This is a genomic window from Sphingobium sp. TomTYG46 (assembly GCF_055396345.1).
Window position 1 is genome coordinate 575011 of the sequence record NZ_AP027324.1, and the last position, 20041, is coordinate 595051.

Annotated in this window: 22 protein-coding genes; 19 read left to right on the forward strand and 3 right to left on the reverse strand. The window is 61.8% G+C overall.

Annotated features, from left to right (window positions below):
- The first annotated feature begins 318 nt into the window (after positions 1-318).
- The 17 genes from ACZ5YV_RS02965 (at position 319) to ACZ5YV_RS03045 (ending at position 16592) form a co-directional block, all read left to right on the forward strand.
- Positions 319-1977, forward strand: coding sequence for a sensor histidine kinase (locus ACZ5YV_RS02965; protein WP_464788512.1), 1659 nt, complete (start codon positions 319-321; stop codon positions 1975-1977).
- A gap of 219 nt (positions 1978-2196) precedes the next feature.
- Positions 2197-2979 carry a DUF2569 domain-containing protein gene (locus tag ACZ5YV_RS02970; protein WP_464788513.1) on the forward strand — a complete coding sequence of 261 codons (783 nt, stop codon included), beginning with the start codon at positions 2197-2199 and terminating at the stop codon, positions 2977-2979.
- A 693-nt stretch (positions 2980-3672) separates the two neighbouring features.
- Positions 3673-3870, forward strand: a complete 198-nt coding sequence (locus tag ACZ5YV_RS02975; RefSeq protein ID WP_464788514.1) for a Flp family type IVb pilin — start codon at positions 3673-3675, stop codon at positions 3868-3870.
- A gap of 74 nt (positions 3871-3944) precedes the next feature.
- Entirely contained in the window at positions 3945-4871 is a 927-nt protein-coding gene (cpaB, locus tag ACZ5YV_RS02980; RefSeq protein ID WP_460989562.1) for a Flp pilus assembly protein CpaB, read from the forward strand.
- Positions 4858-6357, forward strand: coding sequence for a type II and III secretion system protein family protein (locus tag ACZ5YV_RS02985; RefSeq protein WP_464788515.1), 1500 nt, complete (start codon positions 4858-4860; stop codon positions 6355-6357). The genes cpaB and ACZ5YV_RS02985 overlap by 14 nt, the downstream gene beginning before the upstream one ends.
- A 14-nt stretch (positions 6358-6371) precedes the next feature.
- Entirely contained in the window at positions 6372-6650 is a 279-nt protein-coding gene (locus tag ACZ5YV_RS02990; RefSeq protein WP_464788516.1) for a hypothetical protein, read from the forward strand.
- A gap of 20 nt (positions 6651-6670) precedes the next feature.
- A complete protein-coding gene (locus tag ACZ5YV_RS02995; RefSeq protein ID WP_464788517.1) occupies positions 6671-8245 on the forward strand; it encodes a pilus assembly protein TadG-related protein in 1575 nt (524 codons plus the stop codon).
- A 5-nt stretch (positions 8246-8250) separates the two neighbouring features.
- Positions 8251-8760, forward strand: a complete 510-nt coding sequence (locus tag ACZ5YV_RS03000; protein WP_464788518.1) for a TadE family protein — start codon at positions 8251-8253, stop codon at positions 8758-8760.
- Positions 8757-9377, forward strand: coding sequence for a TadE/TadG family type IV pilus assembly protein (locus ACZ5YV_RS03005; protein WP_464788519.1), 621 nt, complete (start codon positions 8757-8759; stop codon positions 9375-9377). The genes ACZ5YV_RS03000 and ACZ5YV_RS03005 overlap by 4 nt, the downstream gene beginning before the upstream one ends.
- Positions 9378-9397: 20 nt before the next feature.
- Positions 9398-10609 carry an AAA family ATPase gene (locus ACZ5YV_RS03010; protein WP_464788520.1) on the forward strand — a complete coding sequence of 404 codons (1212 nt, stop codon included), beginning with the start codon at positions 9398-9400 and terminating at the stop codon, positions 10607-10609.
- Positions 10609-11970 carry a CpaF family protein gene (locus ACZ5YV_RS03015; protein ID WP_464788521.1) on the forward strand — a complete coding sequence of 454 codons (1362 nt, stop codon included), beginning with the start codon at positions 10609-10611 and terminating at the stop codon, positions 11968-11970. The genes ACZ5YV_RS03010 and ACZ5YV_RS03015 overlap by 1 nt, the downstream gene beginning before the upstream one ends.
- The gene (locus ACZ5YV_RS03020; RefSeq protein ID WP_464788522.1) at positions 11967-12971 is read left to right on the forward strand and encodes a type II secretion system F family protein; all 1005 of its coding nucleotides are present in this window, start codon (positions 11967-11969) and stop codon (positions 12969-12971) included. Before ACZ5YV_RS03015 ends, ACZ5YV_RS03020 begins: the two co-directional genes overlap by 4 nt.
- A gap of 4 nt (positions 12972-12975) precedes the next feature.
- Positions 12976-13947, forward strand: coding sequence for a type II secretion system F family protein (locus tag ACZ5YV_RS03025; protein WP_464788523.1), 972 nt, complete (start codon positions 12976-12978; stop codon positions 13945-13947).
- A gap of 25 nt (positions 13948-13972) precedes the next feature.
- On the forward strand, positions 13973-14803 hold the full coding sequence (locus tag ACZ5YV_RS03030) for a tetratricopeptide repeat protein (protein WP_464788524.1): 831 nt from the start codon (positions 13973-13975) through the stop codon (positions 14801-14803).
- The gene (locus ACZ5YV_RS03035; protein WP_464788525.1) at positions 14800-15627 is read left to right on the forward strand and encodes a tetratricopeptide repeat protein; all 828 of its coding nucleotides are present in this window, start codon (positions 14800-14802) and stop codon (positions 15625-15627) included. Before ACZ5YV_RS03030 ends, ACZ5YV_RS03035 begins: the two co-directional genes overlap by 4 nt.
- Entirely contained in the window at positions 15624-16148 is a 525-nt protein-coding gene (locus ACZ5YV_RS03040) for an A24 family peptidase (RefSeq protein ID WP_464788526.1), read from the forward strand. Before ACZ5YV_RS03035 ends, ACZ5YV_RS03040 begins: the two co-directional genes overlap by 4 nt.
- 228 nt (positions 16149-16376) lie before the next feature.
- Positions 16377-16592, forward strand: a complete 216-nt coding sequence (locus ACZ5YV_RS03045; RefSeq protein WP_464779301.1) for a hypothetical protein — start codon at positions 16377-16379, stop codon at positions 16590-16592.
- A gap of 571 nt (positions 16593-17163) precedes the next feature.
- Here ACZ5YV_RS03045 and purQ read toward each other — a convergent pair.
- The gene (gene purQ / locus ACZ5YV_RS03050; protein ID WP_464788527.1) at positions 17164-17838 is read right to left on the reverse strand and encodes a phosphoribosylformylglycinamidine synthase subunit PurQ; all 675 of its coding nucleotides are present in this window, start codon (positions 17836-17838) and stop codon (positions 17164-17166) included.
- Positions 17839-17841: 3 nt separating this feature from the next.
- Positions 17842-18075: a phosphoribosylformylglycinamidine synthase subunit PurS gene (gene purS / locus ACZ5YV_RS03055; protein ID WP_097091917.1), complete on the reverse strand. Its 234-nt coding sequence runs from the start codon at positions 18073-18075 to the stop codon at positions 17842-17844.
- 126 nt (positions 18076-18201) lie between these two features.
- Here purS and ACZ5YV_RS03060 point away from each other — a divergent pair, with 126 nt between their 5' ends.
- Together ACZ5YV_RS03060 and ACZ5YV_RS03065 are read left to right on the forward strand one after the other, a co-directional pair.
- Positions 18202-18351, forward strand: a complete 150-nt coding sequence (locus tag ACZ5YV_RS03060) for a hypothetical protein (RefSeq protein WP_176502204.1) — start codon at positions 18202-18204, stop codon at positions 18349-18351.
- Between the two features lie 53 nt (positions 18352-18404).
- On the forward strand, positions 18405-19157 hold the full coding sequence (locus ACZ5YV_RS03065) for a sulfite exporter TauE/SafE family protein (protein WP_464788528.1): 753 nt from the start codon (positions 18405-18407) through the stop codon (positions 19155-19157).
- A gap of 72 nt (positions 19158-19229) precedes the next feature.
- On the opposite strand, the gene purC is transcribed toward ACZ5YV_RS03065, so the two are convergent.
- Positions 19230-20012, reverse strand: a complete 783-nt coding sequence (purC, locus tag ACZ5YV_RS03070) for a phosphoribosylaminoimidazolesuccinocarboxamide synthase (protein ID WP_449473245.1) — start codon at positions 20010-20012, stop codon at positions 19230-19232.
- Positions 20013-20041: the final 29 nt, after the last annotated feature.

Below are 20041 nucleotides of genomic sequence, written 5' to 3' on the forward strand. Positions count from 1 at the left end.
ATAGGATTTTGGGCATGTGATTGACTTTGCCCCGGATTTTTCCGGTTGCCCTTGCGTAATGAAGGCGGTCCTGCGATGGTCCGGTCAGACGCTGACAATCATGGCGCGGGTTCGGAAGAAGGGGTCGTGAGGAAGATGAGCTTTCGTTCATCGTCGCCGAGTGTTTCCGCTAATTTACTACGTCCGTTGCAATCTATGATTGCTCTTGCCCGGATATATCATTTAGATTCACTTCATCATTATTAAGTGAAATCAACAGATACTTATCCGAAGACATATATCCAGCCATATAGGATAGGCGGGCGGAGTTGTGAGAGCATGATCAGAGGACATGCCGAACTGCTGCGGACCTTGGGCAGGTGGCGTTCGTTCGCACCGTCCGCGCTTCGGCCATGGCGCATGCTGGACGTCACGCGGCTTGTGCTCGCCAGCGTCTATGGCTTTGTAAGTTTCGCCTTCGCGACGCCCCGGTCCTGGGCCGAGGTCGCGGAGAACGGCATCATCGCCGCCATGCTGATGCTGGCCGTGAGTGCGTTGATCCTGTCCGGCCGGTCGTGGGTCACGGAATTGCGTATCCGCAAGCCGGTAGTGTGCCTGGATGCTCTGCTGTTCCTGGCGCTGCTGGTCGTGACTAACGCATCGACCAGCCCCTATTTTCCCGGCAGCCTGTTCGTCGTGGTCGAGATCGCGCTGATCGTTCGGCGGCGCTTCCACCTGTTTGTGGGAGCGTTTGCAGCGGTCACCGCGATGCTGATCATGTGGGTGAATGACGTGGTCGCGGTTCCATCCGAACCGGACGCCGAACGGGTTGCGTTGCGCGTCCTCTACCTTGCGGTGGTGATCACGGTGACGGGCATGTTGCTCGGCCCGCGCCGCGAAAAGCTGTTGCAGCAGGAGCGGGCAAGGAAGCTGACGGAAGGAAGCCTGCAACTGGTAAAGGGCAGCGCTGGCGCTTTCCTGTTGCAGGCGCTGAAGATCGCGACGGGCGGTGAAAATGGCGCGCTGCTGTTCCGTACCGCCAGCACGGAACCCTATCGTTCTGCATCAAGCCGCTCGGACGAGAGCGTGCCGGAGGGCAGCGACGCATTGCTGGCGGTGGAGACGGGATGGCATGACCGCCGCCGTGGCGCGTCGATCAGCCTTTCGCAGGACGGCGTCAGCCAGATCGAGGCCCTGACGCGGGGAGGCGGGGCCTGGGGGGCTTTGCTGGATGCGGAAACGGTGATGACGCTGCACGTTTCGCTGGGCACGTTTGAGGCGGTGGGCGCGGTTCAACTGGACGATCCGACGCATGAGGAGGTGGCGGCGATCGCGCAGCGGGTGTTCGAAAGCGCGTGCGAGGAACTGATGGTCCGCAACAGCCTGGACCTGGCCCATGTCATCGCAGGCGCGCGGGAGCGTGAGCGGTTGCAGCGGGAATTGCATGACAGCGTGTTGCAGGCGCTGGCCAGCATTCGTTATCAGGCCGCGCCGGTGCTGAATGGGACGGTAGAGGACGCTATTCCCGTGCTGCGCACTATCGATCAGATCGCGAAGGATCAGATCGGCACCATAAGGTGGATCATCAATCCGGTTCGGGACGAGGATGATTTTGCCTATCTGCCCGAAACACTGTCGATGGTCGTCCGGTCACTGGCGCAGCAATGGGGCATTGAGTGCGACCTGCGCGTGGAGGAGGGCAATTGCGCCACCAGCGCGATGATCGGCCGGGAACTGAGCTTTGCCGTGCGCGAGATCGTCGCCAATGCGGTGCGCCATGCCGGGGCGCGGGTGATGGAGTTTTCCCTGCAACCGGCGGGCAATCGGATCGCCTTGCATGTGACGGATGATGGGGTGCCCAATCTGGCGAGGCTGGGATCGACCGGCGCGGTGCAGTCGCGATCGTTGATGCGGCGGATACAGGGATTGGGGGGCGAGGTGTATTTGCACAATCTGGGCGGGCGGACGATGATTCAGATTACCGTGCCGCGGAAGTGAGGGGGGTGGGGTTCGGTAGAGTGAACTGGGGTGACGGCGGGGCGTTGGGGTGGTGTTGCGCGTTTTCCCCTCCACCGGCTTCGCCGGTCCCCCTCCCCATGCGGGCATGGGGAGGATTAAAGAGCAGAACCATTTGGGGTGGTGGGCGTTTTACCGGGGGTTAACCAGAATGATTGATAGTCGGCCATTCTAGTTTGCGGGGCGGAGGTCCGGGTTTCCATGGTGCGATTGGTTCAGGATCATCTTTACCGCAAGAGCGTGGCGCTGGTGCTGTCGTTGCAGCTGAACCTGGAGCGCATCATTGCCGCCTGGGTCGTGATTGCGGCATTTGCCTGTGGGGTGCGATTGGCCTTTCCCGCTACGCCCTATGCCAGCGTTCCGTGGACGAGCGAAGCCGGACTGTTGCCCTATCTGCTGGTTGTAGGCGCGCCGGTGGCCACGCTGCTGCTGGGCCTGAAGCTGTTTCCGGCCGGGCGCGTGCATGCGCAGCCGAGCTTTCGGCTGGCGAAGGTCGGCCGGTGGCGTAAGATCGATTGCCTGAAGGCGCGCGAGATGTCGCAGTTCGGGCTGTATGGCGTGATGGCGTCGCTGTTGCTGGGTATCGCGCTCAACGTGCCGGTGCGGACGCTGGAATTTCTGAGCTCTGTGCCTGCGCTGGGCAGCTATGCGCCGACATGGTTCGTCAGCCTGTATGCGGTGATGTTGGCGGACGTGGTGTTGCTGTCCTGTCTATACATGTTCGCCTTTGCCATGGCGTTGCGCATGGTGCCGCTATTCCCCCGCTTTTTGGTGATGGTGTGGGGAGCGGACCTGATGGCGCAATTGGGCATTGCACAGTTGGTGGCGCGCATCGGCGGTGTGCCCCATGCCGTCGAGCTGGCGCTGGTCGATTTGCTGAGCGGCAATATCAAGAAGGTGCTGATCAGCGCGGCGCTATGGCTTCCCTATCTGCTGCTGTCGGAGCGGGTGAACGTGACTTTTCGCAACCGGGTGAGTGCCTGAAGAGCGTTGTGGGTGATCCCGAACGGATCGCGTGGTTCGGCAGGGCGGGAAACCAGGCTGAGTCGTTTTCCAAAAAATACTGGTGATTCGCGAGCTGTAGGGCGCGGTGGGTTGTTGCTGATTCGCGATGGAGCGAGGGGCGACGCCGAGCGGCGGTGTGAGGCAATACCCTTAAAAGGTGACAGGGCGGAAGGATCGGTGGAGCTATTGGCGGCGAGCATGAGGTCCGGCGGATCACCAAGAGCCATGGATATATATCGTTAATTAGACCCTTATACTGTTAAGAAGTAAAAGTATAGATTTGCGTTGTTCGCATTTTTACTGTTGGTTCTGTAAGATATATTAGCCGAAATGCGAAAATGCACGACAGTAAATGGTCGTGTTTCTGTCAATTTCGAGCGATATATAACCAAAGATATATTGAAAAATTCGGCAGTATTACTTGCAGGGCCGGGTATGGAAACCAAAAATGGTTAACAAAAAATTGCCGTAACATACTGTAAAATAAAGTCTTTTTTTACCGTGTTGACTTGCATCAGCTTTGAGCCAATTTGGGGGCAAGTTCTACGGGAACTGCCCAACTGCCTGGCGAGTGGAGAAACACCGCTAGGGTCGCCAGGTGGCAAAGGCCCCTCCGCAGAACTGTGCGAGAGCAGCCGGAAATTGGTTTTCGGTCAAATAGGGGTAAAAGACATGACTTTCTTCAAGAATCTTTGGAATGATCAGAGCGGTGCTTCGGCAGCGGAATATGCATTGATTCTAGCAGTTGTAGGTACGGGAATTGCAGTTGCCGCTTGGAGCCTAGGTGGTGCAATCGGTGACTCTATGAATACCGCAACCAAGTGCATCAAGGCGACCAAGACCACCTACACCACCGATTGCCCACAGTAATATTTAGTGGGGGACCAGACGGAGTAATCCGCTCTGGTTCCCTTTAGTTATTCACAATTCCGGGGGGAGTTGTCGTGGGGCAGCGCAGATCACTCATAATCCTTGGCTTCGCGATCTTGCTGGGCCTGGCGGCGGTATTCATCGCCAACGGCTATTTGAGCAAGGCCGAGCAGGCGCAGGCCACTCCGCAAGGGGGCATGACCAAGGTCGTCGTTGCATCGATGCCTTTGGCTTTTGGCACGGCGGTCACTCCGGAAAAAATCAGGGTGGTTGATTGGCCCGCGGCTTCCGTGCCGCCGGGCGCTTTTCGCGATCCCGTACAGCTCACCTCCCTTGGCAAGCAGCGGGTTGTGCTGCGCCAGATCGAGCCGGGTGAGCCGATCCTGACATCCAAGCTGTCCGCAGAAGGGGGCCGTGCCACCATGTCCGGTGTGCTGCGGCCCGAAATGCGTGCGGTCGCGGTTCGCGTGAGCGACGTGGCGGCGGCGGGCGGCTTCGTGCTGCCGGGTGATACGGTCGATGTCTTCGTCACGCGCACGGCGCAGGACGGCGCGGGCGGCAGCCAGCAGATCACCGACGTGCTGTTGCAGAACACCCGTATCATCGCCATCGACCAGAATGCCAATGACAGTTCGAAAGACCCGGCGGTCGGCAAGACAGCGACGCTGGAGGTCAATCAGGTCGATGCGCAGAAGCTGGTCCTGGGCCAGCAGGTCGGCCAGCTGACGCTGGTGCTGCGCAATGTCACGGACCAGCCCAACCCGGCGGTGCAGACCGTGGGGATCGAGGATCTGCGTGACGGCGCCTATGTCGGCGGTTTCTCCGGCCCGCGCGCCCGGATAGCGGAGGCAGGCTTCGCGCCCGCTCCGATGCCCAGGATGCGCGCGCCCCGGCGCAGCGTTCCGAAGAATGTTTCCGCTCTGCCCGCGACCGCATCGGTCGAAATCGTGCGCGGCACGACCGGCACCAGCTATGAGGTGAAGCGCTATGGTTCGCGGTAAGTCCATGACGGCGCTGGCGCTTGGGATGGCGCTGGCCGCAGGGGCGGCGTCGCCGGCCCCGGCCCAGATCGCTTCGCTGACCGCCAGCAATGTGGATCATGCAGGGCAGCTGGACGTGCCGCTCAACAAGAGCCAGGTGCTGACGGTTGATCGCGCTTTTTCCAAGGCGCTGGTGGGCAATCAGGAGGTTGCGGACATATTGCCGCTGACCAACCGATCGCTCTATGTGCTGGGCAAGAAGGTGGGGACGACGAGCCTGACCCTCTATGACAGCCGCAACATGTTGATCGCGGTGGTCGATGTGGCGGTGGGGCCGGATGTCGTGACGTTGAAGCGGCAGCTGGCGGAGTTGATCCCCGGTGAGCAGATCGGCGCGCGCATCTCCAACGACGCGGTAGTGCTGACGGGCACGGTGTCGAGCGCTTCGGCGGTGGACCGGGCGGTGCAGATCGCCAGGACTTATGCGGGCGGTGACGACAAGGTCGTCAACATGCTGTCGGTGGGTGCTTCGCAGCAGGTGATGCTGGAAGTGCGCTTTTCGGAAGTGAACCGGCAGGCGGCGAAGCAGATCGGGCTGAATCACAGCTTTACGGGCAATCGGACGGCGGGCAGCATCGGCAATCTGGCCGGGGATTCGATCATCCCGACCAATAATAACGGTGTTCCCACCATCAAGCTGGATGGTTTGTCCGATGCGTTCGGTGTTGGGACGTGGGCCTACAAGATCGGCAGCCTGAACCTGTTTTCCGCGCTGGATGCGCTGGAGAGGAAGGGGCTGGTCAAGACGCTGGCGGAACCGACGCTGGTGGCGCTTTCCGGTGAGACTGCGTCGTTCCTGGCGGGCGGCGAGTTCCCGATCCCGGTCGTGCAGAATGGCGGCGGCGGGGGCGGCAATGGCAACAATGGCATTACCGTCGAGTTCAAGCCGTTCGGTGTCAGCCTGGGCTTTACGCCTACGGTGTTGAGCGACGGGATCATCAACCTGGTGGTTGAGCCGGAAGTGAGTTCGATCGATCCTTCGGCTTCGGTGTCGATCAACGGGCTGGTGGTCCCGGGATTGCTGACGCGGCGGGCGAAGACGGTGGTGGAACTGCGCGATGGGCAGTCGTTCGCCATTGCCGGGCTGCTGCGCAACGACTTTCAGGATACGGTGCGGCAGTTGCCGATATTGGGTTCGATCCCGATCATTGGATCGCTGTTCCGCTCGACGGGCTTTCAGAAGCAGCAGACCGAGCTGGTCATGATCGTGACGCCGCGGCTGGTGAAGCCGATGCGGGCGGAGGATGTGAGCCTGCCGACCGACCGGGTGGGCAATCCGCATGAGCTGGACCTGTTCCTGATGGGGCGGACGGACAAGGCGGTGGGGATCAATCCGCTTAACCCTGACGCGATGCCTCCGGAAAAGCGCCGGGCCGTGCCTGCTCCGGCTGCTCCGGTTCCGGCTCAGGCCCCGGCGGGGGCGAGCCAGAGCGGATATGAACTATGAGCGGGAGTGAGACCATGCGCAGACTGTCCCTGACCGCGATGCTGGCCGTTCCGGCGCTGGCGGGATGCACGGCTAACGACCCGACCTTTGGCGGGGCGGTGCGGAATAACTATGCGCTGCAGGTGATCAATCCGGAGCCACGCTATGAAGGCACGCTCGTCGAAGGGGGCGAGGGCAAGCGCAGCGCGGCGGCGGTGGAACGCTATCGCACCGACAAGGTGAAGAAGCCCGCGACGATCAGTACGACGCAGGGCACCGGTGGTGGGTCCGGCGGTGGCTCGGGCGGCCGGTAAGTAGGGGGAGGCTTTCATCCATGTCTGCCCGTCGGAAAAGCCTGCTAAGGTCAACCAGCGGTGCGGTAGCGCCGACGGTGGCCCTTTCGCTTTTCGGTTTGATCGCGGCGGGGGGGATTGCGTTTGATTATGCGCGGATGGCGGGGTTGGACAGCGAGTTGCAGGCTGCGGCGGATCAGGCTGCGCTAGCGGCGGCGACGCAGTTGGATGGCGAGACTAATGCCCGGCAACGTGCAACCGACGCGATAAATAACCTTATTCAGAACGACACGCGCTTCGCCAATGACAGTTGCGGCAGAGCGGTAAAAGTGGGTGGAACGGTATCGGCCGGCTGCAACAACGCCGGTTCGATCATCTTCTATCAGGACAAGGCGAAGACTACGCAAGCCACCACCGACGCGAACGCCAATTTCGCTCTGGTGACGGTCAATTCGCGTACGGCCAATTTTGCGCTGACGCCGATTGTGAGAGTGCTGTCGTCCGGATTGCTTTCGGCGCAGGCCTTTGCAGGCGTGGGATCGGCGATTTGCAAGGTTCCGCCGGTGATGATCTGCAATCCGGATGAACCCGTAGGCAATGCTAATGAGGATCTCGATTTCAACCCGACGCGGGGTGTGGGGTTGAAGTTGATCACCGGAAACGCCGATGCGCCGGGGAATTTCGGCTGGCTCGAATCTGCTTTCAAGAACGGCGCCAACGGTCTCGCCGCGGCGCTCGGTTACGACACGGTCGAAGCCGATTGCCAGAGCACGGATGGCGTCACCACCAAGACGGGCATGAGTACTTCGGTGTTGGACTCGCTCAACACGCGCTTCGACGTCTACGCCAATGGCAGTACATGCCCCTCCCAATATGGGGGAACATGTTCGCCCTCAAGCAATACGCGCAAGGACCTGGCATGTGATTCCGACAATGGAATCACATGCAAGAACAGTAACGGCTTCGGGGCTTCCAGCAATCCCTATCGCCCGGACAGCGTCGCCACCTTGCCGACCGGCGGGGCCTATCCGGATATGATGGGTTACCCGCGCGATCTTTGTCACGCCGTCCAGCAAAGCGCGCAAACCTGTGGCACCGTCGGCAGCGGAACATGGGATCGCGATGCCTATTTTCGCGTCAACTATGGCTGGACCTCCCAGAATGCCTGGACGGTCGGTACTGGCCTGGGCGCGAGCGCCACGCGCTACGACGTGTATAATTGGGAGGTGTTGCACCCGAGCGTTGTTGTCGCTTCCAAGGCGGTTGGGATCGGCGTTCCGCAAACCTTATCCGGAAAATCGACGGCCTTCGGTTCACCGGCCAACGGGATTGCAGGGATTACGCCCAGTGCGGCAGGCATCGATCGTCGCCGCATTTCGGTGGCGGTCATAAATTGTCGGGCCATCAACCTGCATGGCAAGACAACCGGAATTAAGCCACCCAAATGGCTGGATGTATTTCTGGTCGAACCGTCTATCGATAGGGGGAAGGGCAAGAACACATATACCGACAAGAAGGAGGTATATGTAGAAGTCATCGGAGAGACAGGAACGGGAGCCAATGGAGCAAGCAATCCCCAGGTCATCCAGCGTTCTGTCCCTTATCTGATCGAGTGACGGCAATGGCGCGTATTTTCCTTTTTCGTCTTTCTTCGAACAACGATGCAGCTGCGGCGGCTGAAATGGCGATTGTTACGCCCATTTTGGTTGCGCTGATGTTTGGATCGTTCGAGATCGGCAATTATTTCCTGAGCGAACATGTGGTGGCCAAGGCGGTGCGGGATGGCGCCCGTTTTGCCGCGCGGCAATCCTTCACCTCTTTTACCTGTCCCAGCACCGTTGATAGCGGCGTCGTGACGAACACGCAGAATGTGACGCGCACCGGCCAAGTGGCCAGTGGAGGCTTGGGGCGGCTGGCGGGTTGGACCAGCGCCAGCACCGTATCCGTCACTTTGAGTTGCACGGCGATTACTGGAGGTAATTATTCCGGTATCTACAAGGGAATGACTAATCTGCCGAGGGTGAAGGTGTCCGCCACCGTGCCCTATTCATCCCTGTTCTATACCTTGGGTTTTACCAGATCGTCGCCGCAATTGGTGTCGGAATCCGAAGCCACGGTACAAGGTATATGAGGCCCGTATTCGTCCGCCTCGCTTGCGACACGCGCGCCTCATCGGCGGCGGAGTTTGCGCTGGTTCTGCCGCTGCTCATAATCTTCCTGTTGGGCATGATCGATGTCGGGCGGCTGATGTGGACATGGAACGAGGCGGAAAAGGCCACGCAGATGGGCGTGCGTTATGCCGTTGCGACGGACATGGTGCCGACCGGCCTGCAAAATTACAGCTTTGTCGTTTCTGACATTTTGACGCAGGGTGATACGATTCCGACGTCGTCCTTTGGTAGCGTGACCTGCACCTCTACCAGTTGCACCTGCGCCGGTAGCAATTGTCCTGCGGCTTGGACCGCAAGTCCGAACACAACGGCTTTCAACGCTATTGTGGCTCGCATGCAGCGCTTTCTGCCTCAGTTGACGGCGGCGGGTGTTCAGGTCAGCTATGCAAATTCGGGGCTTGGCTATGCAGGCGACCCCAACGGATCGGACGTCTCGCCCCTGGTGACGGTCAGCATCCGGCCGAATACGGTCACGTTCAGGCCGATAACTTTCGCCCTGTTTGGAACCACTATGAACCTACCCAGCTTCAGCGCCGCCCTCACCATGGAAGACGGCCAGGGCACGGTAGCAAATTGAGGAACAAGATCTTGGGCATCGTGACGAACACAGCGGAAGCGGCCGAGAGCTGGACACTCAATGTGGGGGATGAGGGGATTCATCTGATCCTTTCGGAGCAGGAGGTGGCGGCTTCCGATATTCTTGGGGATCAGCTGAGCGGGCAGTCCCTGACCTTGTCCATGTTGCCTGCGGGGGCTCCATTGCCGCAGTCGTTGGTGGCGGAGGCGAAGGCCGTCATATTGGAGGTGCTGCCGGACGACGATGCGTCGACGCGGCGGCTGGCGGCTTTGCGGGCGGCTAATCCGGCGCTGCTCGTCGTTGCGGCCGTGCGTAATGCGGAGATTCCGCTGGTGCGGGCCTTGCTGCGGAGTGGGATCAACGATGTGGTGGCGCTGCCTTTGCAGGCGAGCGAGTTGTCATCGATCATCGACCAGCTGCGCGCCGAGATCGCGGCAAAGGGCGGGCGCGACGTCAAGACGGGCGCGCTGGTATCGATCATCAAGAGCGTCGGCGGTGTGGGGGCGACGACGATCGCTACACAGGCGGCCAGCCTGCATGCGCGCAACGCCAAACAGACGGGCGAGCGGGTTTGCCTGTTCGATTTCGATGTGCAGTTCGGCAATGCGGGGACGTTCCTGAGCATCTCCTCTCCGCTGACGCTGGCGGACCTGTTGCAGGGTGGTAACCGGGTGGACCGGGAGCTGCTGGGCTCTGTCACCGTCGAGACGCCGACCGGGCTGCATGTCGTGACGGCGCCTACGGAGATCATGCCGCTGGAGGCGGTGAATGCCGATCAGGTGTTCCGTGTGGTTGAGCTGGCGCAGCGCAATTATGATACGATCTATCTGGACCTGCCGGGCAACTGGACCAACTGGTCCATGTCGCTGGTGGCGCGGTCGGAGGTCATCTTTCTGGTGTGCGAGCTGACTATAGCCAGCCTGCGGCAGGCGCGGCGGCAGATTGCCTTGCTGCGGGATCAGGATATCGAACCGGCGCGCATCCATGTGATCGCCAACCGGGTGGAAAAGAAGCTGTTCCGCGCGATCGGGCTGGAGGATGCGGCGGCGGCGCTGGATCATCCGGTGAACCTTAGCATCGCGAACGATTTCCCGCTGGTCAGCTCCGCGCTGGATCAGGGGGTGCTGATCCAGGAATTGAAGGCGCGCAGCCGTATCTGCAAGGACATGCAGGATATCGTCGATTGCACGATGCAGGCGGTCGAAGCGCGGCGTCAGGCGGAGAAAGGGTGATGTGGCAGATCCGGAAGGGCGACAGCCGCTTTGGCGATCCTCGTGATGATGTGGGGCCGACCGATACCGAGCTGGTCCATTGGGAAGAGGACCGGCATACCGAGCTGAAGGTCGCGCTGCACCAGAAGCTGATCGACCTTATCAACCTGTCGGCGCTGGAGAATATGTCGCGCGCTCAGGTGGAAGCGGAGGTGGGCGAGATCGTCCATGAGCAGCTGGCGTTGCAGAAGCATGCGCTGAACCTGGAAGAGCGCAAGCGGCTGGTGTCCGATATTTTGGATGAGTTGCTGGGGCTGGGGCCATTGGAGCCGCTGCTGAAGGACAATAGCGTCACCGATATTTTGGTGAACGGGCACAAGATCGTCTTTGTCGAGCGTGGCGGGCGGCTGGTTGAGACGGCGACGCGCTTCAAGGATGAGAAGCATCTGTTGCGCATCATCCAGAAGATCGTGGCGGCGGTGGGACGGCGCGTGGACGAGGCTTCGCCCTTTGTCGATGCGCGTTTGGCGGACGGTTCGCGCGTCAATGCGGTGGTGCCGCCGCTGGCGGTCGATGGGTCGCTGCTGTCCATTCGTAAGTTCGCCAAGGTGCCGATCAGCATGGCGCGGCTTTCGGAACTGGGCAGCGTGCCGGGGCCGATGGCGCAGGTGCTGTCGGCGGTGGTGGCTTCGCGGCGCAATGTGCTGATTTCCGGGGGCACGGGTTCGGGCAAGACGACGCTGCTCAACGCCATGTCGGCGAGCATCGACGAGGCCGAACGGATCGTGACGATCGAGGACTCGGCGGAACTTCAGTTGCAGCAGCGGCATGTGGTGCGGCTGGAAACGCGGCCGCCGAATATCGAGGGGCGGGGAGAGGTTACGCAGCGTGATCTGGTGAAGAATGCGCTGCGTATGCGGCCCGATCGCATCATCGTGGGCGAAGTGCGCGCCGGGGAGGCATTCGATATGCTCCAGGCGATGAACACCGGCCATGACGGGTCGATGACTACGGTCCATGCGAACACGCCGCGCGACGCCTTGTCCCGAGTCGAGCAGATGATCGGCATGAGCGGCATCGACATTTCACCGCGATCGGCGCGGGCGCAGATCGCTTCGGCGCTGAACGTGATCGTGCAGGTGGGGCGCTTGTCCGATGGACGGCGGCGCTTGCTGAGCATTTCGGAGATTACCGGCATGGAGGGCGAGGTTATCACCATGCAGGAAATCTTCCGCTTCAAGATGACCGGGCGGGACGAGAACGACATGGTGCGTGGTCATTTCGAGGCGACCGGCATCCGCCCGAAATTCATGAGCGATCTGGCCGATCGGGGCATTCACCTGCCCGCCGAACTCTTCCGTCCTGATGCGGTGGTGCAATGATCAACCCGATCTACATCCGTGCCTTTGTGCTGGTGCTGCTGTTCGCGGCGGTGATCCTGACGATCGAGGGGGTTCATAGCTGGTTCCGGGCGCGCGCAGGGACTGAACGGGTCGTCAACAAGCGGTTGAAGATGATCGCGGCGGGGTTTGAGCGCAGCACGGTCCTGTCCCGGCTGCGGCGCTATGACGACAGCCTGAACTTCAACCATGACAGCGTTTTTGGGCGGATGGCTTTGAGCGTCGTGCGGTCGCTGCATGGCGCGGGGCTGAGCGTGCCTGCGCGCGTCGTGCTGACCTTCATGGCGATTGCGACGGGCGTGCTGTTCCTGATCGTGGTTATCGGCGCGCTGGCGGCGGGATATGGCATGACGGCGGGGATGATCGTGATGGCGGGAGCCTTCGCGGCATCGCTGGGCGTGCTGCTGCCGATCATGGTGCTGAGCCGGTTGAGCCAGCGGCGGCGCAAGAAGATGGAAGAGCAGTTTCCGGTGGCGCTGGATACTTTCGTGCGTGGCCTGCGCGCCGGGCATCCGATCGCTGCGGCGCTGGACCTGCTGACCAAGGAGATGCGCGACCCGATCGGCAGCGAGTTCGGGATCGTGGTCGACGAGGTGACCTATGGCTCCGATCTGCGCGACGCCTTGCAGCGCATGGCCGAGCGGTGGGACATGAACGAGATGCACATGTTCGTGACGTCGCTGTCGGTGCAGGCGGAAACGGGCGGCAATCTGGCCGAGATATTGGAGAATCTGTCGCTGGTGATCCGGGAGCGGGCGAGCCTGTTCATGAAGGTGCGGGCGCTGAGTTCCGAAGGGCGGATGACCGCGGTCATGCTGACGGCGTTGCCGATCCTGGCGTTCGTCGCGCTGTTCCTGCTCAATCCGGGATTTTACCTGGATATCGCGCAGGACCCGATGTTCATCTTTGGCTTTTCCGGGCTCATCATCCTCTACATCATCGGCTTCGTCACGATACGCCGCATGGTTGATTTGAAAGTCTGACCTGATGCTGGACCTCGCCCTTATCTCGCAGTTGCGGCCGGTGTTGCTGGTGCTGCTGTTCGTCGCGATCGTGGCGATCGTCTATGGCGTGACGGAGGCGGTCGCGCGTACGTCCAGGGTGCGCAGTCGGCTGGATGTTGTGAGCGACGTCGGTGGCGCGGTGCAGGGCGGTGGGCAGTCGCTGCGCAATGAGCGCAACAATAGTGAATGGAAAAAGCTGGTCGACCGGATCGAGAAGCTGGGCATTTCGCTGGCGGATACGAAGAATGATGCCTTGCGCAAGCGGTTGATCGCGGCGGGCTATCCCTCGCCCGAGGCGCCGAAGATATTTACGTTCATCCGGCTGGTGCTGACGCTGGCGCTGCCTGCGGTGCTGGTGCTCATGTCGCTGAACAAGCCCGAGCCGCCGAGCCCGGTGAAGCTGTATTTCATGGCGACCGCCGTTGCGGTGTTGGGGCTGTATCTGCCGAACCTTTTCATTTCGGCCAAGGCGGCGCGGCGGCAGGAGGCGATCGTCCATGGCTTCCCCGATGCGCTGGACCTGATGCTGGTATGCGTCGAGGCGGGGCTGGGGCTGGAGGCGGCGATGGATCGGGTGGGGCGCGAACTCGCCATCTCGCATCCGCTCGTGTCGCAGGCGCTGGGTAAGGTCGTGCTGGAACTGCGCGCGGGGCGCAGCCGGGCCGACGCGCTGCGGCGGATGGCGGATGATGTGGATGTGGATGAGATTCGGTCCTTTGCTACCCTGTTGATCCAGTCGGACCAGCTGGGTTCTAGCGTCGGGCAGACGCTGCGCGTCTATGCCGCGGAGATGCGGGAGAAGCGGCGGATGCGGGCGGAGGAGAAGGCGCACCGGCTGCCGGTGCTGCTGTCGGTGCCGCTGGTTGCGTGCATGCTGCCGGTGATGATCGGGGTGCTGATGCTGCCCGCCGTGGTGCGGGTGGTGAGGGAAATCCTGCCGGTGCTGAGCCGGTAGCGGAAACCAAGAGGGGGGACGGGGCATGATGAGACAGGCAGTGGCGATATCGCTGATGCTGGCGAGCGCGGCATGCAGTTCGGCCAACCGGGAGGTGGCGATCCGGCCCGTGAATGCCGAGGCGGCGGCGGCGACGGGAAAAGAAGCCATCGCGCGGGGGCAGTTGCTGTTTTCGCGGGGGGACTATGCGCTGGCGCTGGATGCTTACCGGCGGGCGATGCGGCAGGACCCGGCCGATGCGAACGCGCTGAACGGCGTTGCGATCAGCTATGCGGCGATCGGGCGGCATGATCTGGCGCGGGATTATTTCGAGCTGGCCCTGGCACGCGCTCCCATGGACGAGCGCATCCATCGCAACTTCGCGCGCAGCCTGAATGCGCAGGGTTTGCAGGGAGAAGCGAACGCCCTGCTGGCTGAGATCGGGCAGGGCGTGCAAGCTGGTGGTGCGCGCCGCCCGACGCTGGCCCAGATCGCGATGGACGGTGGCAATCGTCCGGCGGCACCTGTGCGGGCGGCCGGGCTGGAGCTGGAGCGGGTTTCGATGGGCGAGGTGCGGCTGCGCACGTTGTCGGCGGGCGTCACACAGGCTGCATTGCCGGGGCGGGCCATCGCGCAACTGAATACCGCGATCGTGACTGTTGCGGACGGAGCTGGCGCGGCGCCAATCATCTCTCTCTCGCGGTCGTTGGCGGCGCCGATCACGACCCGGCCGACGCCAGTGCAAGTGACGGTGGCAGGGTGTAGTAAGGATGGCTCCGATGCGGGAGCGTCAAGCCCCTGCGCGACGATGGCGGGTGGGGATGAGTCCGATAGCCTGTTCCAGAAGCTATGGGCGTGGAGCGGGGGCCGGGGATGAGCATCCTGCTGCTGCTGGCGGCTGCGGCCATATCCCCCGGCGCGACAGCCGCCGAGACGACGCCCGCAGCGATTCTGGACTATGGCCGATTGATCGATGATGCGATCGAAGGCGGGCGGATCGTGCAGGCCGAATTGATGCTGAGCCAATGGCGCGACGGGGCGCAGGCGCAGGACAAGCGGGGCATCGACATCGCGGTGGCGCAGATGGCTCTGGCCAAGGGGCAGGATGCCGAGGCGGAGGCGCGTTTTTCCGCGATCGGCCCGGGAGCGACGGCGGATTGCCGGATCGATGAAGGTCTGGGCATCGCAAGGCTTCGGCTGGGCCGGGCGGATCAGGCGGCGGAAGCGCTGCGCCGCGCGGTCGATCAGTGTGCATCGCGCTGGCGGGCGTGGAACGCGCTGGGCGTCGCTTATGACAAGGCAAAGTCCTGGGCGCTGAGTGCCGCCGCCTATGAGCGGGCCTTTCAACTGACCGACAGGCCGGTGCAGGTGCTGAATAATTATGGGCTTTCGCTGATGGCGCAGGGACAGGCGGAGAAGGCGATCGCGATATTCGACAAGGCGCGGGACATGGCGCCCGATGACGCGCGCCTCATCGCCCATAGCGATGCCGCGCAGGTGATGGCCGGACGCGATATAGAAAGGCGCGCCGCCGATGACGCCAATAGCTGGGCCAGGCGACTGAGCGACGCGGGGCAGGTGGCGTTGCGCATGGGGGATGCGGTGAAGGCGCGGGCCTATCTGAGCCGCGCGGTCACGGAATCGGAGAGTTTTCAGCCCGAAGCGACTGCGGCTTTAGCTGGCATGGGGGCGAGGCCATGACGAAGGACCTTGTCCTGATTGCGCTGTCGTTGGTCCTGCTGGGCGCGGCGATCCAGGATATTGCGCGGTTGCGGATATCCAACATCTTTCCGCTGCTGGTGATGGGGCTGTTCGTGCCCTGGGTAGCGTTGGCCGGATGGGAAAATGACATCTGGCAGAATGGCACGCTGTTTCTAGCGGTGTTTGCGCTCGGATGCCTGATGTTCGCGCTGCGATGGATGGGCGGGGGCGATGTCAAGCTGCTGGCGGCCTGCGCGCTGTGGTTCGATTGGGGCGCGGCGCTGCCCTGGTTTGTTTATGTGACGGTCGGTGGGGGCGTGCTGGCGTTGCTGATCATGGCCGGGCGGCGGATGGTGCCGAAAGCGGTGCGGGACGGGTCTTCACTGTCGATCTTCGCGCCGGGCGGGCCGATCCCTTATGGGGTTGCAATTGCGCTGGGGACCGTGATGGCGCTGTATATGGCGGGGCCTAATCCTAGCGGGCTGGCGCATCTGCCTGCGTTTGTGAGGGGGCTGACGTAGACGCTCGCTACGCTCGCGCCCACCTCTAACCCCTCCCGCTTGCGGGAGGGGGACGGTTTGTATGGAGCGGACCGGCTGTAACGGATTATGCTATCGAATCGCCCTTCGCAAATGATGCGACAAAGTAAAAATATTCTGCTAGGAGGGGTAATCGAGCGAAATCAGCCCGCAAGCCTTCGTATTGACAGAGAGACCATCGCGCTCCCGCTTGCCTGCTGGAGTGTGTCCATGGAAGACCTTAATAATCTACTGGAAAATGAACAAATCGAGCTTTTAAAAGAGCAGGAGGCAACGTGTATTTTCGCACGTTCCGCTCATCGATTTCGTGCCAGGAGCTATGCTCGGCGCATTCGTGCCCATGACTATCCTTACAGATCAGGCCCGGTGAATAGTGGAAAAGCTTTTGCCCCATATCCGTTTGGCGGCGAAGGACAACATTCATGAGTCGGGTTGTCAACACGACGGCGAGCGTGGCTGAGATCGAGAAGATTTGCGCCGCGCACAGTTTTCGCATTTCAACGATAGAAACCTTGGCGTCGGGTGGTTCGAGAGTGGTTTTGCTTGATGGAAGGGACGCCGAGCAAGTTCGCCTGTTGTTAAAGAATAAAATTCTTACCGGCGAGATTAAGCGCTCGGCCGCTCACGTCTCGCGCCAACCTCCTGCATCCTACAGGTCGCGGTAATGCAGCAAATCATAAACTTACAACGCCGACAACAGTTGGCAGAATGTAGTGCGGCGGGTGCAATCTGCGAGTTGGACCGGCAGCAACATGATGCGCTCGCTCGTGCTTACGAGAAGATCATCGCGGTCTTGAAACGGGACCGCTTTGAAGCAGGCGGTCGCCGCGTCAGAAGGACCTGAACTGGTCGTAAGGCGACAGCCCCAATCTCGTCGTGCCATCGTAAGTTGGCATCTCGCTCGATGCGTTCTGCCCAGCCTCCTCAGATCCCAGCTTCCGCTGGGATGACGGGTGTCAGGGAGCTGGACGTGGGGGAGGGTAGCGCGCGCCGGAGATCAGGCGCGGGCCAATAGTCCTTCCACCAGGCCTTCGAACAGGCGGCGGCCGTCGGTTTTGCCGTGGGCGGCTTCGATGACGCGTTCGGGGTGGGGCATCATGCCCAGCACATTGCCTGCTTCGTTGAGGATGCCCGCGATGTTGCGGGCCGAGCCGTTGACGGCTTCGCCATAGCGCAGGGCGACGCGGCCTTCGCCTTCGAGGCGGTCGAGGGTTGCGGTGTCGGCGAAGTAATTGCCGTCATGATGGGCGACGGGATAGGTCACGGTCTCGCCAGCGGCATAGCGGCTGGTAAAGGCGCTCTGGGCGTTTTCGACGGTCAACGCGACGTCGCGGCAGACGAAATGGCCGCCTGCGTTGCGCAGCAACGCGCCGGGCAGCAGGCCGCTTTCGGTCAGCACCTGAAAGCCGTTGCAGATGCCGAGCACATAGGTGCCGCGCTCGGCCGCCTTTGCTACCGCCTGCATGACGGGCGAGCGGGCGGCCATCGCGCCGGAGCGCAGATAGTCGCCGTAGGAGAAGCCGCCGGGTACGCCGATCAGGTCGATTCCTTCGGGCAATTCGGTGTCGCGATGCCAGACCATGACCGGCTTTTCACCGCTCACCGCCTCGAAAGCCACGGCGAGGTCGCGGTCGCAATTGCTGCCGGGGAAGACGATGACGGCGCTCTTCATGGCTCAGGCCACCTTTTCGATGCGGTAGTTTTCGATCACCGTGTTGGCGAGCAGTTTGCGGCACATGGCGTCGATATCATCGTCGCTGGTGCCGTCGGCCAGGTCCAGCTCAATGAGCTTGCCCGCGCGCACGTCGTTGACGCCCGAGAAACCCAGACCGTCGAGTGCGTGGTGGATCGCCTTGCCCTGCGGGTCGAGAACCCCGCCCTTGAGGGTGACGAAGATGCGGGCTTTCATGAGGCCAAAAACTCCGTGGATTGCTATGGCGCACCCCCTAGTCCCCTGCGCCGCCCCAGGCAAGGCATTATCCCTTTATTAGCGAGACGGTGCTATGGTTGCGGGGCGGGATAGAGGGTTTTGAATATGGCTGGTCTTGCACTAGCGATGTTTGTGGGGCTTTTCGCCTTTGGGCAGCAGATCGTCGGTTATGACGATCCGCATGGCCGTGTTCAGCTGGCGCTGCTGGCTACCTTTGCCTTCGGTGTTCTGATCGGATACCGGGCTAGCGCCTGAGTTTAACTGGAAAAGCTGTTCGCTTCAGCGGTCCTCTGCTTTAGGGCGGGGCGATGAGCGGCGACTATCTCTACTACACATGCGCGATCGTGGCGGTGATCCTTTCTGGCCTCGCCAAGGGTGGCTTTGCCGGGGCGGGAGCGCTGGCCATGCCGATCATGGCGCTGGGCATCGATCCGGTGCGGGCGGCTGCGATCATGCTGCCTATCCTCATATTGCAGGACGCGGTGAGCGTCTGGTCGTTCCGGCATAGCTGGGATGGGCATATATTGAAGGTGATGATGCCGGGCATGGTTGTCGGCGTGGGGCTGGGTTACCTGTTCGCCGCGCGGGTGCCGGAGACGGCGGTGCTGGGGACGCTGGGCTTTATTTCAACGCTTTTTGGCGCGCAAAGGCTGTGGGTCGAGCGGGGCGGGAAGGTCGTGTTGCCGTCCAGTTCGCCGAACTGGGTCGGGACGTTGCTGGGCGTGGCGAGCGGCTTTACCAGCCAGATCGCGCATGCGGGCGCGCCGCCATTTCAGATGTGGGTGCTGCCCAAGCGACTGGCGCGCGACACGCTGATCGGCACCACGGCGATTGCCTTTGCCATCATGAACTGGATCAAAGTGCCCGCTTATGCAGCGCTGGGGCAGTTTACGCGGGGGAATTTGATGGCGACCGCGATGCTGGCTCCGGTGGCCATTGGGGCGACCTATGCGGGGGTGCTGCTGGCGCGCAAGGTTGATCCGGCGCGGTTCTACACGCTGATCTACGTGTTGATGCTGTTGTTGGGGATGAAGCTGATGGTGGATGCGGTCATGGCTTGAGCTGGGGCAGCGGAGAAGCGGGACCCCGGGTCGAGCCCGGGGTGACGCATTTACTAGGGCAGGGGACGCTAATCAGTCCTTGCTGCGCTTCTTGCGGTGGGTGTCGAGGTCTAGGACGGTTGTGTCCGCGCCTTCGGGTAGGAGGCCCAAGCGGCGGGCGACTTCCTGATAGGCTTCGACTTCACCGCCCAGGTCGCGGCGGAAGCGGTCCTTGTCCAGCTTTTCGCCGGTGTTCATGTCCCACAGTCGGCAGCCATCCGGGCTGATTTCGTCGGCCAGGATGACGCGGCTGAAGTCGCCATCCCACAGTCGGCCAAACTCCAGCTTGAAGTCGACAAGGCGGATGCCGATGGCAGCGAACAGGCCGCACATGAAGTCGTTGATGCGGATCGCCATGTCGGCGATGTCGTGCATTTCTTCCTGCGTGGCCCAACCGAAGCAGGCGATATGTTCTTCGGACACGAGCGGGTCGCCCAGCGCGTCATCCTTGTAGCAATATTCGATGAGGGTGCGGGGCAGCTGCGTGCCTTCCTCGATCCCCAGCTTTTTGCTGAGCGATCCGGCGGCGACGTTGCGGACCACGACCTCAATCGGGACGATCTCGACCTGGCGGACCAGCTGTTCGCGCATGTTGAGGCGGCGGATGAAGTGCGTCGGCACGCCGATCTGGCCGAGCAGGGTGAAGATATGCTCGGAGATGCGGTTGTTGAGCACGCCCTTGCCGGAAATCGTACCCTTCTTCTGCGCGTTGAAAGCGGTGGCGTCATCCTTGAAATATTGGATGATCGTGCCGGGCTCAGGGCCTTCGTAAAGGATCTTTGCCTTGCCTTCGTAGATCTGGCGGCGACGGGCCATGCGCGTTCCTGTCTTCCCGAGAAAAGAAT

Coding starts and splice junctions, on each gene's coding strand:
- ACZ5YV_RS02965 (WP_464788512.1), top strand. CDS start 319: ATGATCAGAGGACATGCCGAACTGCTGCGGACCTTGGGCAGGTGGCGT.
- ACZ5YV_RS02970 (WP_464788513.1), top strand. CDS start 2,197: ATGGTGCGATTGGTTCAGGATCATCTTTACCGCAAGAGCGTGGCGCTG.
- ACZ5YV_RS02975 (WP_464788514.1), top strand. CDS start 3,673: ATGACTTTCTTCAAGAATCTTTGGAATGATCAGAGCGGTGCTTCGGCA.
- ACZ5YV_RS02985 (WP_464788515.1), top strand. CDS start 4,858: ATGGTTCGCGGTAAGTCCATGACGGCGCTGGCGCTTGGGATGGCGCTG.
- ACZ5YV_RS02990 (WP_464788516.1), top strand. CDS start 6,372: ATGCGCAGACTGTCCCTGACCGCGATGCTGGCCGTTCCGGCGCTGGCG.
- ACZ5YV_RS02995 (WP_464788517.1), top strand. CDS start 6,671: ATGTCTGCCCGTCGGAAAAGCCTGCTAAGGTCAACCAGCGGTGCGGTA.
- ACZ5YV_RS03000 (WP_464788518.1), top strand. CDS start 8,251: ATGGCGCGTATTTTCCTTTTTCGTCTTTCTTCGAACAACGATGCAGCT.
- ACZ5YV_RS03005 (WP_464788519.1), top strand. CDS start 8,757: ATGAGGCCCGTATTCGTCCGCCTCGCTTGCGACACGCGCGCCTCATCG.
- ACZ5YV_RS03015 (WP_464788521.1), top strand. CDS start 10,609: ATGTGGCAGATCCGGAAGGGCGACAGCCGCTTTGGCGATCCTCGTGAT.
- ACZ5YV_RS03020 (WP_464788522.1), top strand. CDS start 11,967: ATGATCAACCCGATCTACATCCGTGCCTTTGTGCTGGTGCTGCTGTTC.
- ACZ5YV_RS03025 (WP_464788523.1), top strand. CDS start 12,976: ATGCTGGACCTCGCCCTTATCTCGCAGTTGCGGCCGGTGTTGCTGGTG.
- ACZ5YV_RS03030 (WP_464788524.1), top strand. CDS start 13,973: ATGATGAGACAGGCAGTGGCGATATCGCTGATGCTGGCGAGCGCGGCA.
- ACZ5YV_RS03035 (WP_464788525.1), top strand. CDS start 14,800: ATGAGCATCCTGCTGCTGCTGGCGGCTGCGGCCATATCCCCCGGCGCG.
- ACZ5YV_RS03040 (WP_464788526.1), top strand. CDS start 15,624: ATGACGAAGGACCTTGTCCTGATTGCGCTGTCGTTGGTCCTGCTGGGC.
- ACZ5YV_RS03045 (WP_464779301.1), top strand. CDS start 16,377: ATGGAAGACCTTAATAATCTACTGGAAAATGAACAAATCGAGCTTTTA.
- purQ (WP_464788527.1), bottom strand. CDS start 17,838: ATGAAGAGCGCCGTCATCGTCTTCCCCGGCAGCAATTGCGACCGCGAC.
- purS (WP_097091917.1), bottom strand. CDS start 18,075: ATGAAAGCCCGCATCTTCGTCACCCTCAAGGGCGGGGTTCTCGACCCG.
- ACZ5YV_RS03060 (WP_176502204.1), top strand. CDS start 18,202: ATGGCTGGTCTTGCACTAGCGATGTTTGTGGGGCTTTTCGCCTTTGGG.
- ACZ5YV_RS03065 (WP_464788528.1), top strand. CDS start 18,405: ATGAGCGGCGACTATCTCTACTACACATGCGCGATCGTGGCGGTGATC.
- purC (WP_449473245.1), bottom strand. CDS start 20,012: ATGGCCCGTCGCCGCCAGATCTACGAAGGCAAGGCAAAGATCCTTTAC.